Source organism: Kribbella sp. NPDC051587 (genome assembly GCF_044453945.1).
Classification (GTDB): domain Bacteria; phylum Actinomycetota; class Actinomycetes; order Propionibacteriales; family Kribbellaceae; genus Kribbella.
The window spans coordinates 29579-43301 of the sequence record NZ_JBITDE010000006.1 but is presented as its reverse complement, the minus strand read 5'-3'; the positions used below and the strand labels follow the sequence as shown (position 1 = coordinate 43301).

The 13723-nt window shown below is 66.6% G+C and carries 15 protein-coding genes; 8 read left to right on the top strand and 7 right to left on the bottom strand.

All coding sequences use genetic code 11. The features are described from left to right. The first annotated feature begins 271 nt into the window (after window positions 1-271). Window positions 272-520 (top strand): hypothetical protein, encoded by a 249-nt coding sequence (locus ACIA49_RS22080; protein ID WP_396379083.1) that lies wholly within the window; start codon window positions 272-274, stop codon window positions 518-520. Window positions 521-615: 95 nt separating this feature from the next. Here ACIA49_RS22080 and ACIA49_RS22075 read toward each other — a convergent pair whose 3' ends face one another. Beyond that, on the bottom strand, window positions 616-2571 hold the full coding sequence (locus ACIA49_RS22075; protein ID WP_396379082.1) for a glycogen debranching N-terminal domain-containing protein: 1956 nt from the start codon (window positions 2569-2571) through the stop codon (window positions 616-618). A gap of 42 nt (window positions 2572-2613) precedes the next feature. On the opposite strand from ACIA49_RS22075, the gene ACIA49_RS22070 reads away from it, so the two are divergent. The 4 genes from ACIA49_RS22070 (at window position 2614) to ACIA49_RS22055 (ending at window position 5993) form a co-directional block, all read left to right on the top strand. Further along, on the top strand, window positions 2614-3099 hold the full coding sequence (locus ACIA49_RS22070) for a DUF456 domain-containing protein (protein WP_391544610.1): 486 nt from the start codon (window positions 2614-2616) through the stop codon (window positions 3097-3099). 63 nt (window positions 3100-3162) lie between these two features. Continuing rightward, window positions 3163-3705 (top strand): hypothetical protein, encoded by a 543-nt coding sequence (locus ACIA49_RS22065; RefSeq protein ID WP_396379080.1) that lies wholly within the window; start codon window positions 3163-3165, stop codon window positions 3703-3705. 78 nt (window positions 3706-3783) lie between these two features. Further along, on the top strand, window positions 3784-4485 hold the full coding sequence (locus ACIA49_RS22060; protein WP_396379078.1) for a response regulator transcription factor: 702 nt from the start codon (window positions 3784-3786) through the stop codon (window positions 4483-4485). Then, entirely contained in the window at window positions 4485-5993 is a 1509-nt protein-coding gene (locus ACIA49_RS22055) for a sensor histidine kinase (protein ID WP_396379077.1), read from the top strand. The genes ACIA49_RS22060 and ACIA49_RS22055 overlap by 1 nt, the downstream gene beginning before the upstream one ends. On the opposite strand, the gene ACIA49_RS22050 is transcribed toward ACIA49_RS22055, so the two are convergent. Further along, window positions 5986-6876 carry a LysR family transcriptional regulator gene (locus ACIA49_RS22050; RefSeq protein ID WP_396379076.1) on the bottom strand — a complete coding sequence of 297 codons (891 nt, stop codon included), beginning with the start codon at window positions 6874-6876 and terminating at the stop codon, window positions 5986-5988. The genes ACIA49_RS22055 and ACIA49_RS22050 overlap by 8 nt on opposite strands. An 83-nt stretch (window positions 6877-6959) precedes the next feature. On the opposite strand from ACIA49_RS22050, the gene ACIA49_RS22045 reads away from it, so the two are divergent. After that, window positions 6960-8162, top strand: a complete 1203-nt coding sequence (locus ACIA49_RS22045; RefSeq protein WP_396379075.1) for an MFS transporter — start codon at window positions 6960-6962, stop codon at window positions 8160-8162. Here the strand turns inward: ACIA49_RS22045 and ACIA49_RS22040 are convergent. Genes ACIA49_RS22040 through ACIA49_RS22030 form a run of 3 tightly spaced genes read right to left on the bottom strand, consistent with a single transcriptional unit; the run spans window position 8062 to window position 11044 of the window. Continuing rightward, complete coding sequence (locus ACIA49_RS22040) at window positions 8062-8757, bottom strand: alpha/beta fold hydrolase (protein ID WP_396379074.1); 696 nt, start codon at window positions 8755-8757, stop codon at window positions 8062-8064. The two genes, ACIA49_RS22045 and ACIA49_RS22040, sit on opposite strands and share 101 nt — an antisense overlap. A 22-nt stretch (window positions 8758-8779) precedes the next feature. Next, a complete protein-coding gene (gene ppk2, locus ACIA49_RS22035) occupies window positions 8780-9688 on the bottom strand; it encodes a polyphosphate kinase 2 (protein WP_396379073.1) in 909 nt (302 codons plus the stop codon). Between the two features lie 42 nt (window positions 9689-9730). Next, the gene (locus tag ACIA49_RS22030) at window positions 9731-11044 is read right to left on the bottom strand and encodes an MFS transporter (protein WP_396379072.1); all 1314 of its coding nucleotides are present in this window, start codon (window positions 11042-11044) and stop codon (window positions 9731-9733) included. A gap of 407 nt (window positions 11045-11451) precedes the next feature. Here ACIA49_RS22030 and ACIA49_RS22025 point away from each other — a divergent pair, with 407 nt between their 5' ends. Next, on the top strand, window positions 11452-11853 hold the full coding sequence (locus ACIA49_RS22025) for a VOC family protein (RefSeq protein ID WP_396379071.1): 402 nt from the start codon (window positions 11452-11454) through the stop codon (window positions 11851-11853). Between the two features lie 145 nt (window positions 11854-11998). Next, entirely contained in the window at window positions 11999-12724 is a 726-nt protein-coding gene (locus ACIA49_RS22020; RefSeq protein WP_396379070.1) for a TetR/AcrR family transcriptional regulator, read from the top strand. A 16-nt stretch (window positions 12725-12740) separates the two neighbouring features. Here ACIA49_RS22020 and ACIA49_RS22015 read toward each other — a convergent pair whose 3' ends face one another. Both ACIA49_RS22015 and ACIA49_RS22010 read right to left on the bottom strand, forming a co-directional pair. After that, a complete protein-coding gene (locus ACIA49_RS22015) occupies window positions 12741-13418 on the bottom strand; it encodes a YidC/Oxa1 family membrane protein insertase (protein ID WP_396379069.1) in 678 nt (225 codons plus the stop codon). Window positions 13419-13467: 49 nt separating this feature from the next. Then, window positions 13468-13722, bottom strand: a complete 255-nt coding sequence (locus tag ACIA49_RS22010; RefSeq protein WP_396379068.1) for a DUF6412 domain-containing protein — start codon at window positions 13720-13722, stop codon at window positions 13468-13470. Between the last annotated feature and the right edge of the window lies 1 nt (window position 13723).

The window sequence follows — 13723 nt, the reverse complement described above, 5'->3', positions numbered from 1 at the left end:
GTGATACCGCAGATATCGATCCGGACTCGATCGGGCGTGCCCCACGACACACCGAAAATCAGCACCGCGTGACGGGACCATGGCGCAGAGTGAGATAAGACACGCCCGACGCAGCGTGTCCCGCCTAAATCGCTCGAATCAGAAACGATTCCGCGTCAGCATGCGTCATAAGGGAGCAGGTGGTTCGTCTCACATTCGGACACGTTGCCCCCACCGGGAAGCGATCCGCATGTCAGGATGTTGCTATCTGGTGAGAACGGAACTAGATGAGATGAGGCCTCAAGTGACTACAGCACTCGCCCCGAGTTCGGCCCTGTCGGCCGCGGATCGTTGTGACCGCTGCGGTGCGCAGGCCTACGTCCGTGTCACCTTGACCAGCGGTGGGGAGCTTCTGTTCTGCGCCCACCACGGCCGGGAGCACTCGGACAAGCTGCGCAACATCGCCGTCACCATTCACGACGAGACGGGTCGGCTCGACGCCGCTCCCGCCGCCGTCGCTGCCGCGGAGGACGAACGGTAAGCCAGGTCTCATAAACGCGCCAACGGCGGCGCCAAAGTCCTACAGAGCCGATGGCGGTCCCCCTGAGGGAGACCGCCATCCTTGCGTTCTCGGGCCTACTGCTCCCGGATGACAGTTGCCTTTCCGTCCCGCCACTCAACACAGAGTGATTGGCCCGCCACAGTGAGTCCCGACAGCGTCAACTCAGGCCACGGCAGTGACGGCGCCGGATTGATCGTCAGCGTCCCGCTTGGAGCGTCGGGCTCAATGCCCAAGGCAGCAACCAGGACCGCGACCGCCGAGGCTGCCGCCCAGGCCTGCGGACGACATGAGCCCGGGTACGGCGTCGGCCGGGTCTCCGCGGTGAGCCCGCGGCCGCCGTACAGCTCGGGGAGGCGGTAGTCGAAACTCTCGGCGGCCCGGACGAGTCCCGCGACGTACGACGAGGCGACCTCGTCGTGTCCCGTCGCGTAGAGGCCCTGGACGGTCATCGCGGTGTCGTGCGGCCAGATGCTGCCGGTGTGATAGCCGATCGGGTTGAACCGGGACATCGTCGTCGAGAGCGTGCGGAGGCCGAAGCCGCTGTCGAGATCGTCCTCACCGAGGATGTCGGCGACGCGTTGCTCCTCGTCCGCGTCCAGGAGACCGGTTCCGAGCAGGTGACCCATGTTCGAGGCGCGGCCGGCTACTGCGTTCTTGGCGCCGTCGAGAGCGATCGCCGGATAGCCATCGACCCAGAACGCGCTGCGGAAGCGTTCCTGGAGCGCGGCTGCCCATGCGCGCCACTCGTCACCGGACTCGCCGAAGGCCTCCAGCAACTCCGCACCACACACCGCGGCCGCGTACGCGTAGCCCTGCACCTCGCACAACGCGATCGGCGCGGTCGCGATATCGCCGTTCGGCCATTGCACCGAGTCGTCGGAGTCCTTCCACCCTTGGTTCGCCAGGCCGTGACCGGACTCGTCGATGTACTCGAGAAAGCCGTCGCCGTCCGGATCGGCATAGTCCCGCATCCATTCGAGTGCACGCCGCAGGTTCGGCAGCAGCTCACTCACCTGATCACTGGGCATCCCCCAGCGCCAGGCCTTGTGCAGTGTGATGATCCAGAGCTGCGTCGCGTCGTGAGTCCCGTAGTACACCGGCGGCAGGACGAAGTCGGTGCCGTGCTCGGAGGCTTCTGCCCGGAGTTCATGCGGGATCTTGCCGGGTTGTTCGGCGGTGTCGATGGCGACCTTGGTGCCTTGCCAGGCGGCGAGTGCTCGCAGCGTGCCGGCGGCCAGCTCCGGGTCGACCGGGATCAGCATTCCCGCGGAGATCAGAGAGTCCCGGCCGAACAGCGTCAGGTACCAGGGCGGACCGGCACCGAGGTAGCGATCGTTGCCGACCGCAAGTTGCAAGGCCTGCACGTCATCCAACGAACGAGCGAACCATCGCTCTACTCGGTGATCACTACAGTGAACACTTGCGGTGTACAGAATAGTGTTCACTGGCGGGTCGATATCAAACCCACTGACCGAGCGCGGACTGGAAGCGATCACTTTAATGATCATTGTGAACTGCTCCCCCGGTGCCAGCTCCGGTGTGGCAGTCGTCCCGGGGTCCAGCTCCGCGGTCACCCGCGTGCCCTCATTCTCCCAGTAGATACGGGACAAACCGTCGTACTGAGGCTCGATAGTGGGCAGTGTCACTGCGCTGCTGTTCCGCACCTGGACGATGCTCGCCAGATCGGTGCCCAAGGCAACATCTAGCCGACACGTCAGCGTCTCTCGGGAGTGGTTCACCAGGGTGAGGTGTTCGGTCATGCCGTCGCGGCTGACCTCACGCCGGCGGTACAGCAGCACTGTCTCGTCTCTGTCGACCTTGCCTACGTACACATGGGTCGAAGCACTCTGCTCGTCCACCTGCAGCGGGAGCGGCTCGACACCGTCGACGGTGACCACCAACCTGGACAGCAGGCGTCTGTCACGCGCATAGACGCCCTCGGTACCAGAGCCGGTGAGCTGCCCCGAGCGGGGTGACAGGACCACCCAGGGTGCAGCCAGTGCAGTGACCAATTCGTGCTGCTGGGACATGTCCCCACCCTAAGGGCGGCCGATGTGCGGCAGAGTGTCCGTGTGAACACTGCTATGACGGTCCTCGTCGGCGTGGCGATCTTCGTCGGCATCCTCGGCATCGTGCTCCCGGTGCTGCCCGGAGCCATCCTGAGCCTGGCCGCGATCCTGGTCTGGGCGCTGGTGGAACGCAGTGCCACCGGCTGGATCGTGCTGGCCGCTGCCGTGGTGCTCATCGGAGCCAGCCAGGTGGTCAAGTACATCGTCCCCGAACGACGGCTCCGAGAGTCCGGCGTACCGCGGCGCTCGATGTTCATCGGTGTGCTGCTCGGCATCGTCGGATTCTTCGTGATCCCGGTGGTGGGCATGTTCATCGGCTTCCCGCTCGGCGTCTACCTGTCGGAGCGGCAGCGGCTGAAGACCCACGCGGATGCCTGGACCTCCACCAAACACGCTCTGCGAGCGACTGGTCTCTCGATCCTGATCGAATTCATCGGTACGTCGCTCGCAGCGGCGGTCTGGCTGATCGCCGTCCTGTTCCTGGTGTGATTGCCAGGGTTTTCTCAGGCGCGCCGGAGGCTGGTCTCAGACCTGCGAGCAACTCTGGAACGCATGGCAACGTTCAGGAAGTTCTCAGACAAGCGCTGGCGCATCGCGGGGACCATCGCCGCGGTCGCCGTCACCACCACGGCGGGCGGTGTGGCCTGGGCAGCATCCAGCGCCGACCCGACCCCGTCCCCCTCCGCCTCACCGTCCACGCCGGGTCAGCCGGCCGATCCCGGTAAAGGCCCGCACGGCGGTCCTGGCGGTCCGGGCAAGTTCTTCGGCCAGGGCGGCGCGCTGCACGGCGAGTTCGTCGTACCGAAGGACGGCGGCGGCTACCAGACCGTGGCCACCCAGCGCGGCCAGGTCACCGCGGTCAGCAAGGACTCCATCACGGTCAAGAGCGAGGACGGCTTCAGCCGTACCTACACCCTGACCGAGGACACCCTGGTGAATGCTGCCCGAGACGGCATCGACGACGTGAAGACCGGGAACACGGTCAACGTGTCCGCCGTGGTCGCCGACGGCAAGGCCACCGCGAGCAGCGTCGACGACGGCACCGTCAGGCAGGCCGCCGGCGAGAAATGGGGCTTCCACCGGGGCCCGCGCTGAGCGACTCTCCTGGCGACTCACAGCTGATTGCCAGGAAGCTGCCAGGCTGAGCATGGGTTGTCGCGGCAGACTGTGCGCATGAGCCCGCATCTGCTGGTGGTCGACGACGAGCCGAACATCGTCGAACTGCTCTCCGCGAGCCTGCGTTTCGCGGGGTACGACGTGTCCACGGCCAGCCATGGCACCGAGGCCCTCCGCAAGGCGCGGGAGGTCCAGCCCGACCTGGTCGTGCTGGACGTGATGATGCCCGGCCTGGACGGGTTCGAAGTGGTCCGGCGACTGCGGGGTGAGGATCGGCATGTGCCGGTGTTGTTCCTCACCGCCCGCGACGCCGTCGAGGACAAGGTCCTCGGCCTGCAGACCGGCGGTGACGACTACGTCACCAAGCCGTTCAGCCTGGACGAGCTGGTCGCCCGCGTCCGCGCCCTGCTGCGCCGCTCCGGTCACCGCGAGCAGACCGCCACCGAGTCCGCCGTACTGCGCTATGCCGACCTCGAGCTGAACGAGGACAGCTACGAGGTCTTCAAGGCAGGCGAGGCCGTGCAGCTCTCACTCACCGAGTTCAAGCTCCTGCGCTGCCTGCTGGAGAACGCCGAACGCGTGATGTCCAAAGGTCAGATCCTGTCGGCCGTCTGGAACTACGACTTCGCCGGCGACGCCGGAGTGGTGGAGTCCTACATGTCCTACCTACGTCGTAAGGTCGACAACGGCGACCAGAAGCTGCTCCACACCGTCCGCGGGGTTGGCTACGTCCTACGCACCCCGCGAGGCCCCAGCTGATGCTCAACCACCGCCGCTTCACCGAGAGATACCCACTCCGAGTCACCATCGTGGTCGTCCTGCTGACCCTGGTGGCGTCAGCACTACTCGCCTCCGCCGTCCTCTCCACCACCATCATGCGCGGCTACCTGGTCGACCGGATCGACCAGCAGTTGGGGCAGACCGCAGATCAAATCGCTCACATCGACCCTGAACGCCTGCCAGGTCCACAAGGTCCTCCGCCTGGCGCCGGAGGCGGGCCGGGCCGTCGGCCCGTTCCAAGCCAGTTCGTGCTCAAGATCAGCGACCCCACGGGCACCAGCTCGGGCGCCTTCGGCGCGCAGCTGGCCGACGGCGAGCCCCTGCCCGTCCTCCCATCACTCACCCTCGATCAGGTTCTGGCGCGTGGTGGGGAGCCGTTCGATGTCAGCGCGGTGTCGGGTGGAGATACCTGGCGTGTCGTTGCGGTGCCTTTGGTGCGCACCGAAGGTTCCGTGATGGTCGCCCAGAGCCTGCACGACGTCTCGCGGAGCGTGCAGCGGTTGGTGGGGATCCAGGCTGCTGCGGGGTTGATCCTGCTCGTGCTTCTCGCCGGCGTCGGGACCTACGTCGTACGGCGGAGTCTGCGCGGCCTCGAGGACGTCGAGCACACCGCGGTCGCGATCGCCGGTGGTGACCTCAGCCGCCGTATCCCGGAACGCGACCCACGCACCGAGGTCGGCCGCCTGTCCCTCGCCCTGAACCAGATGCTCGGTCAGATCGAGAACGCCTTCTCCCAACGCACCGCGTCCGAGTTCGCCGCCCGCAGATCCGAGGACACCGCAAGGCGTTCTGAGGAAGCCGCGCGCCAGTCCGAGGACCGAATGCGTCGCTTTGTGGCCGACGCTTCTCATGAGCTGCGCACTCCCCTGACCTCCATCCGCGGCTTCGCGGAACTCAGTCGGCAACGTGGCGGCATGGTCGAACCGGACGTGATGAAGCGGATCGAGGACGAGGCCAAGCGGATGGGCCTGCTCGTCGACGACCTGCTCCTGCTTGCTCGCCTCGACCAGCAACGACCGCTCCGCATGGAGGCAGTCGACCTGCTCCCGGTCGCGGCCGACGCGCTGCACAACGCGCAAGCCGTCCAGCCCGAACGCAACATCTCGCTGAAGATCCTCCCCGACTCCGAAGCACCTGTCGTTCAAGGCGATGAGGCACGGCTCCGCCAGGTCCTCGGCAACCTGATCAGCAACGCGCTTCACCACACTCCGGTCGATGCGCCGATCCTGGTCTCGGTCGGCACGCGCGGCCGCGACGCCGTACTGGACGTCAGTGACTCAGGCCCAGGTCTGTCCGACGAGCAGAAGGCGCGTGTCTTCGAACGCTTCTACCGCGCCGACTCAGCCCGCACCCGTACGACGGGAGGTTCCGGCCTCGGCCTGTCGATCGTCGCTGCCCTGGTCGCCGCCCATGCCGGTCGCGTCACCGTGACCAACACTGACCCACACGGCGCAACCTTCACCGTGCTCCTCCCACTACCTAACTAGCCGAAATCTCGACCGCGATCTCACGAGCGAGCTCGATCGCCCGCTTCGCGAGCGGAGACTGCGTCCTGCTCGCCGGCCAGTGCAGGTAGATCCCTCGCGTCGGCGCCGGTTCCAACGCGTGTACGGCGAGACGAGCGTCGGCACGGGCATCAGCGCCGTACACGGCGAGCCGGGGCAGCACTGCCCAGCCAAGGCCGGCGCGGACCATCGACAGGATCGTCTCGTTGCCAGGAGTCCGGAACACGATCTCGGGTCGCGCACCCGCCTCGGCGATCGCAGGACCCATCCACACCTGGTCGCAAGCCTCGTGGCAACCCACTATGGGACGACCATCAAGCGCAGCCAACGCGACCGGTCCGTCCGGGAGATCGCCGGGCTGCGTGACCAGCAGGTACGGATCGTCGATCAGCCTGAGCTGCTCCAGGTCGCCCTCGATCGGACGGTCGTAGAACAGCAGGTCCAGATCACCGATCTCCGGGACTTCGGCCGGCATGTCGGCCAGCTTGATCTCGCAGTCGGGTTGCTCGGCCCGCAGTCGGCCGATGAGCGCGGGCAGGATCAGGTGCGACACGCTCTGGAAGGTGCCGATGTCGATCCGTCCACCACCCGCCTTGAATCGGTCGACGGCGTCCGACAGCGCCTGCGCCTTGGCCAGCAGTTCGCGTCCCTGCTCGAGTACGACGGTGCCGAGGGGCGTGAGCCGCACCGGCCGCGGACCTCCTGGGCGTTCGAAGAGCGCTCCCCCGACCGACCGCTCCAAGGCGGCAACCTGCTGACTGATCGTCGACTGGGTGTACCCGAGCCGCCCGGCTGCCCGTCCGAACGTGCCCTCGTCCACGATGGTTGCCATCGCCACGAGATGCCGCAGTTCCACATCGACCATGGCTCTGAATATAGCTGAGACCGATCGACTCGATCGAAAACAATCGCTTTTCACGATGCCCCTGCGCTCCCTACCGTCGATGCATGAGAGCAAACCTGGTACCGGGACTGATGGCCACGCATTTCGTGAGCCGGGCTGGTGGGGTGGCGAGGTCGTTCCTGGTCCTCTACCTGACCCAGGAACGCGGACTCGCCGCCACGACCGCCGGAGCCGTGCTCGCAGCGGTCGGCGTCGGCGACATCGGCTCCCAACTGCTGGGCGGTTGGCTGGGCGACCGGATCGGACGCCGCCACACCATGCTGATCGGCTTCCTGGGCACAGCCGTCGCCCTGATCGCCTTGGGTTCGGCGACCACGCTGCCGGCGATCGGCGTCTCAGCTCTCGGCGTGGGGCTGATGGCTGAGCTTTTCCGCCCGGTCGCCTCGGCTGCATTGGCCGATTTGCCTCCCCAGAAACGATTGTCAGCGTTCGGCCGACTGTTCTGGGCGGCGAACGTCGGCTCCACGGTCGCCACAGTGGCGGCTGGAGTACTCGTTCGGCAGGGCTACGGCCTGCTGTTCTGGATCAACGCCGCAGCAGCTCTCGTGTCAGCGCTCATCGTCTGGCGCTGCGTCCCCGAGACCCGGCCGGCACCGTCCGACGCACCCAAGCGAGCGCTGCTACCAGTCCTGCTGCGCGACCCGGTGATGCTCGCTATGACAGCGATCCACGTCGTGTACTTCACCATGTTCCTGCAGGTGTTCTCGACGCTCCCCCTCGTCATGGCCGACGACGGCGTCGGCCCGGGAACGTACGCCGCGGTCCTCGCCCTGAACGGAATTGTGATCATCACCGTTCAACCGCTCACCGTCCGGCTAATCGACGGCCGCGACACCACCACAGCTCTCGCGATCTCCATGCTGCTCGCCGGAACAGGCGGTGGACTCACAGCCGTCGTACAGGGCGGTCCCGCTTATGCTGCAGCGATTCTGGTGTGGACACTGGGCCAGATCGGCGTCTCCGTCCTGTTCGGCGCCACCTTCGCCAGCCTCGCCCCGGCCGATCTCCGCGGCCGCTACATGGGCATCGCCTCCACCACGTGGAGCGCCGGCGCCGTACTGGCACCACTACTCGGTACGGCGCTCCTCACCAACGCAGGCCGAACCACCCTCTGCCTCACCAGCACAACCCTCGGTGTCGCCCTCTTCACCGCAGTACGTCACCAAGGATCCGTGCAAGCTCGCGCGGCCGCGAGAACATCGGCCAGTGACCGGTCCCCATCCGCACCAGTCGCCAGTGCTCACTAGCCAGCAGGTCGGCCAGGTCGTCATCCGGCTCGCGTTGGTCGAGCGAACAGAGGATGTACGTCGCCGGCAAGTCCGCAAGCGAACGAGCCAGTACGGCGGGCTCAGTGAGCGTGGCACCCGGATGCGGAGTAGCGCCAGCCACGATGCGCGCGATCTGTTCATCCGTGAGGCCGTGACCGTCGAAGTGCGCTGCCGGCGGGACCGGCCAGAATCCGTCGTGCTCCGCGAGCTGGGCCTTCAACTGCACACCGCCATCGGAAAACGCTGCACAGAACGGCTCTCCGTCGACCGGGAGGCTGGAGTCGACGAAGACGACGCGGGACAGCCGGTCACCGATCCGCTCCGCCGCCTGACCGACCGGCACACCCGAATAACTGTGGCCGACCAGTACGACGTCGTACAGATCCTCACGCTCTACCGCATCGACGATGTCCTGCACGTGGGTCTGCTGCCCGGCTGGGAGTCCCTGCTTGTCGGCCAGCCCGGACAGCGTCAGCGGGTAGACGCCGTGCCCGGCTGCCCGCAGGGGTGGGACGACGTCATCCCACGCCCACGCACCAAGCCGAGCACCCGCAACTAATACGAAGTTCGCCACGGCGCCACCGTAGCCCGGGAGGCTAAAGGACCGGGAAGGGGCGGTTGGCGGTCTCGCCGTGTTCGAGGACCTGGGCGGCCGGGCCGAGGATCTGGGGGTCCGGCTGCGCGACGAGGTCGTAGTCCTTGTTGGTGTAGTCGTAGAGGCTGAGTACGTGGCGCATGGCCTCGAGGCGGGCGCGCTTCTTGTCGTTGCTCTTGACAACGGTCCAGGGCGCGTGGGGCGTGTCGGTGTAGTGGAACATCGCCTCCTTCGCCTCGGTGTAGTCGGCCCACTTGTCCAGCGAGGCGAGGTCGGTCGGCGACAGCTTCCACTGCCGGACCGGGTCGATCTGGCGGATCGTGAAGCGGGTCTGCTGCTCGGCCTGCGACACCGAGAACCACAGCTTCACCAGAAGCGTGTCGGACCGGACGAGCATCCGCTCGAACTCCGGCGCCTGCCGCATGAACTCCTCGTACTGATCGTCCGAGCAGTACCCCATCACCCGCTCGACACAGGCGCGGTTGTACCAGGACCGGTCGAACAGGACCATCTCACCGGCCGCGGGCAGGTGCTCGACGTACCGCTGGAAGTACCACTGGGTCTGCTCGCGCTCGGTCGGCTTCTCCAGCGCGACGATCCGGGCGCCGCGCGGGTTCAGGTGCTCCATGAACCGCTTGATGGTGCCACCCTTGCCGGCCGCGTCGCGGCCCTCGAACACGATCACCAGCTTCTGCTTGGACCGCTTCACCCAGTACTGCAGTTTGAGCAGCTCGATCTGGAGCAGCCGCTTGTCCCGGTCGTAGACCTCCCGCGCCATCCGCTCGCCGTACGGATATCCCTCGCGCCAGGTGTCGACCGGCGTACCGTCGGCGCGCAGCAGGACAGGATCATCGTCTTCCTCGTCGAGAACGCGGAAGCCGAGCTCTTGAACCAAGTCAGGGGTGGTCATGGGCCTAGGTTCGACTGGCCGAGTGACATCCAGGTGAACAGCTCAGCGATCGAGCACCGGCAACGGCTCCGCCTTCCCGACGATGAACGCGTATGTCAGTGCACCGATCACCGCGACCACTCCGGCGACGAGAAACGACGGTAGGTAGTTGCCGTCGTACAGGTCGAGCAGGAGACCGAAGATGAACGGGCTGATGATGCCCGCGATGTTCGACGCGAAGTTCTGGATGCCGCCGATCGACGCCACGTGGCGTGAGCTCGGTGCGACGTCACCCGGCAGCGACCAGATCCCGGTGGCCGCGATCGCCAGGCTCGCGTAGGAGATCGCGAGGAACAGCAGAGCGACGTACACGGACTTCGCCGGAGCCGCGAACACGATCGCCGCACCACCGAGCAGCCCACCGACCATCACCGTCTTCCGCACCTTCGTCACGTCGGCGCCCGCGCGGATCCGCCGGTCCGCGAGGATGCCGGCGATCCAGCCGCCCGCGATCGCGGTGATGCCCGGCAACGTGCCGAGGGTGCCGAGCTCGGCGAGGTCGAGATGGCGGGCGTCCTTCAGGTACGACGGGAACCAGGTGAGGAAGAAGTAGATGACGAAGTTCAGGCAGAAGAAGCCGAGCATCATGCCGCGGATGGTGCGGTAGCGGAACAGATCCCGCCAGCGCACCTGCGCCGCGGCCTCGTCATCGGTCTCCTCCAGGCGCGCGCCGTTCGCCGCGATGTACTCGCGCTCGAGGTCGTTGGCGCCGGAGTGTTCGCGCGGGTCGCGGTAGTACCAGTACCAGACCGCAGCCCACATGATGCCGACCACACCGAGCACGACGAACGAGAAATGCCAGCTCACCAAGGCGATCAGCGCCGTCACGATCGGCAGCGACAACACCGTGCCGACCCGCGAACCCGAGTCGATCACCGCCGTCGCGAACGCCCGCTCGTGCCGCGGGAACCATCGCGAGGCCGCCTTGGTGGCACTCGGGTACGCCGGTGCTTCGCCCGCACCGAGCGCGAACCGGAACGCGAACAGCGACCAGAACCCGCGCGCCAACGGAGTCAGCGCGGTGATCACACTCCACCACAACGCCGCGAACGTGAACGCCTTGCGCGATCCATACCGGTCGGCCATCCAGCCGGCGGCCAGCATCGCGCCGTCGTACGCCCAGAAGAACGCGCCGAGGATCAGCCCCTTCTCCGCGTTCGACAGCTCCAGGTGCAGGTCCTCCTGGATGAACGGCAGCGCGACACTCAGATTGGCCCGGTCAAGGTAGTTCAGCGACAGCCCGACGAAGGCGAGCCCGAGGATCAGGTAGCGCCGACGGGTCGCGCCCGGCGGCGCCTTCACGGTGGTGGCGGTCACTGCGTGCTCCGATCTGAGTGCGGATCGTCGCACGTTACTCCCGCACCCCGATCTTGTGCGGACAAACGTTTCGCCCAGTGGAATATCCGCCATCCCTCGGTGTCGAGGTTGCCTTCCCTTGACGGAACCACGACTCCCAACGGTTAGACAAGACCTCTTGTACAGGATGTATTGTGCGCTGCGCTTCCTGTTTGTTGCCTGGTGGGGCGGACCGCCAGCACTCACTAACCTCCGCGGCAGGTCTTGCGGCACGCTCAATCGAGGTTCCGGAACTCCCGGCAGAGACACTTGGTGAGTGGGGGCGGTCCGGTTTTTTCAGCCTCCCCTGATGTCGAGATGCGGTTGACTGCTCCGACGTCCACCACAGCGAGCAACCAGCCGCAGCACATCAGAGGAGAACCACAGCCATGCCGATCGCCATCAAGGGTCTCGACGAACTCGAAGTCATCACCTACTTCGTCGAGGACGTCGCCGCCTGCCGGCACTTCTACCACGACGTACTCGGCCTCGACATCGTCTTCGAGGACGCCACCTCCGCCCTGCTCAAGATGAACAACGTCATGCTCAACCTGGTGATCGTCGACGAGGCACCCGACCTGATCGGCACCGCCCCGGCCGGTACGGCGACCTCCGGTGCTCGCGCCTTGCACACGATCCGCGTCGAGGACGTCGACGCCACCGCCGCCGAACTCGAGTCCCACGGCATCACCCTGCTGAACGGTCCCCTCGATCGCCCCTGGGGCCGTCGTACCGCCGCCTTCGCCGACCCCGCCGGCAACGTCTGGGAAATCGCTCAGCTGATTCCGTAGAGCGATGCGGCGGTCGTCACCGACAGGGCGTGCTGGGTTGAGCACGCCGGAGGTGGCGATGTGGATCGGTAACCAATCGCTGCAGGCCGGCGATCTGCCTGGTAACAGAGCCTTGAGTTGAACGGTGTTCAGGTAGGGTTTGGGGATGGCGACTGAGGAGTATGGGTCGGTGTGGACTCGGCCTAAGCGGAATCGGCGGCGGGAGCAGCCGGCGCTGACGCAGGAGCAGATCGTGGGGGCCGCGATCAGGCTGCTGGACGCGAACGGACTCGAGGCGCTGACGATGCGCAAGCTCGGTGTCGAGCTGGGTGCGGTTGCGACTGCGGTGTACTGGCATGTCGCGACCAAGGACGAGTTGATGGAGCTCGTGGTCGATCACGTGTACGCCGAGATCGACGTACCGGAGATTTCGAGCAAGGACGAGTGGCGGGAGGCTGCCACGACGTGTGCGCAGGGGTTTCGCGGGATGATCCTGCGGCACCCGTGGATGGGCGCGACGCTGGCCGATGTCGGGTTGACGTTGCTGGGGCCGAACATGTTGCGCCGGTCGGATCAGATGCTGGCGATCTACGAGACGGCCGGCTTCAGCCTGCGCGAAGCAAACCACGCCTCCACCGCGGTCGTCAGCTTCGTGGTCGGGCTCGCCTCGACCGAGGCTGCGGCGATCAGCAAGATCAAGCGGAGTGGTTTGTCGGCCGAGGAGTGGATGACCAAGGTCTGGCCGGCCGCTCAGCAGGCCGCTGCGGCGCATCCGCGGGTGAAGGCCCTGTACGACGAGTACACCGCGCGCGATGCCGCCGAGAACGACGACGAGGTCTTCGACTACGGACTCGCGTGCGTTCTCGACGGCCTGGCGGCGCGACTCGGCTAAAGGTTGCTGAGGGCAATCAACGTTGCAGGACCGTGCGCTCGGCGACGGTCCACGCGGTGGTCGTCAGCAGGTAGAGACCGGCGGCGAGCGGGACGAAGGCCGCGGTCACCAGCGTGGCGAACGGCATCACCCCGACGACCCGTCGCATCAGCGGCGACGTGGAGGCGTCCAGTTGCCGCAGTGCCAGCCGCGCCGAGAACCACGCGACCACCACGAGCAGTACGGCGAGCACCAGGAACCCGGGTGTGGCCGCGAAGACCGGCCAGTGCAGACCGAGTGGCGCGCCGAGCAACGTGCCGCTGATCAGTTGGTTGGTTTCACCGCCGACGAGGGCGCGGGAGAAGAGCGTGTACATCAGCCAGAAGAACGGCAGTTGAGCCAGCGTCGGCAGCATGCCCGCGAACATCGACGTACCGTGCTCCGACTGCAGCTTGGCAAGCTCGCGTTGCAGACGCTCCGGGTTGTCCCGGTGTTTCTCGGTCAGCTTGCGGAAGTGCGGCATCATCTCGGACCTCGCCTTGAGGCCGCGATGCGCGCGGACGCTGAGCGGGAGTAGGCAGAGGCGGACCAGCAGCGTGCAGGCGATGATCGCGATCACCGCGGCCCAGGGGCCGGCGAGCGGTTGCAGCGCGGAGACGAAAGACGTGAGCAGGTGATAGGCACCGGAAACCGGTGCCTCCAGGAAAGAAGGCACAGCAAACTCCAGGAAGGTGAGCAGGAATGGGTAACCCGAGAAGAGCGGGCTACCGTCCTGGAGCTCGGGGCCTGGGTCTGCCGGCGGCGTCCGGATCGCGGAGCCGGAGGAACGCGGTGCGCTCGGCGCGGTCGCGGACCGAGGCGGCGCGGGCGAGCAGCGGTGCCGGGGTCGGCGCGGTCTGACGCGCGACCAGCAGCACGGCCAACAGCAAGGCCGCCGCTGTGAAGACAGCGGCGGCCAGCGATGCCGTATCGAGGACAGGGATCACCAGTGCGAGCGCACTGGCGATCATCCGTCCCATG

Bases quoted from the DNA above. Each gene is read 5' to 3' on its own strand.
- ACIA49_RS22080 (WP_396379083.1), top strand. From the start codon at position 272: ATGAGGCCTCAAGTGACTACAGCACTCGCCCCGAGTTCGGCCCTGTCG.
- ACIA49_RS22075 (WP_396379082.1), bottom strand. From the start codon at position 2,571: ATGTCCCAGCAGCACGAATTGGTCACTGCACTGGCTGCACCCTGGGTG.
- ACIA49_RS22065 (WP_396379080.1), top strand. From the start codon at position 3,163: ATGGCAACGTTCAGGAAGTTCTCAGACAAGCGCTGGCGCATCGCGGGG.
- ACIA49_RS22060 (WP_396379078.1), top strand. From the start codon at position 3,784: ATGAGCCCGCATCTGCTGGTGGTCGACGACGAGCCGAACATCGTCGAA.
- ACIA49_RS22055 (WP_396379077.1), top strand. From the start codon at position 4,485: ATGCTCAACCACCGCCGCTTCACCGAGAGATACCCACTCCGAGTCACC.
- ACIA49_RS22050 (WP_396379076.1), bottom strand. From the start codon at position 6,876: ATGGTCGATGTGGAACTGCGGCATCTCGTGGCGATGGCAACCATCGTG.
- ACIA49_RS22045 (WP_396379075.1), top strand. From the start codon at position 6,960: ATGAGAGCAAACCTGGTACCGGGACTGATGGCCACGCATTTCGTGAGC.
- ppk2 (WP_396379073.1), bottom strand. From the start codon at position 9,688: ATGACCACCCCTGACTTGGTTCAAGAGCTCGGCTTCCGCGTTCTCGAC.
- ACIA49_RS22025 (WP_396379071.1), top strand. From the start codon at position 11,452: ATGCCGATCGCCATCAAGGGTCTCGACGAACTCGAAGTCATCACCTAC.
- ACIA49_RS22020 (WP_396379070.1), top strand. From the start codon at position 11,999: ATGGCGACTGAGGAGTATGGGTCGGTGTGGACTCGGCCTAAGCGGAAT.
- ACIA49_RS22010 (WP_396379068.1), bottom strand. From the start codon at position 13,722: ATGGGACGGATGATCGCCAGTGCGCTCGCACTGGTGATCCCTGTCCTC.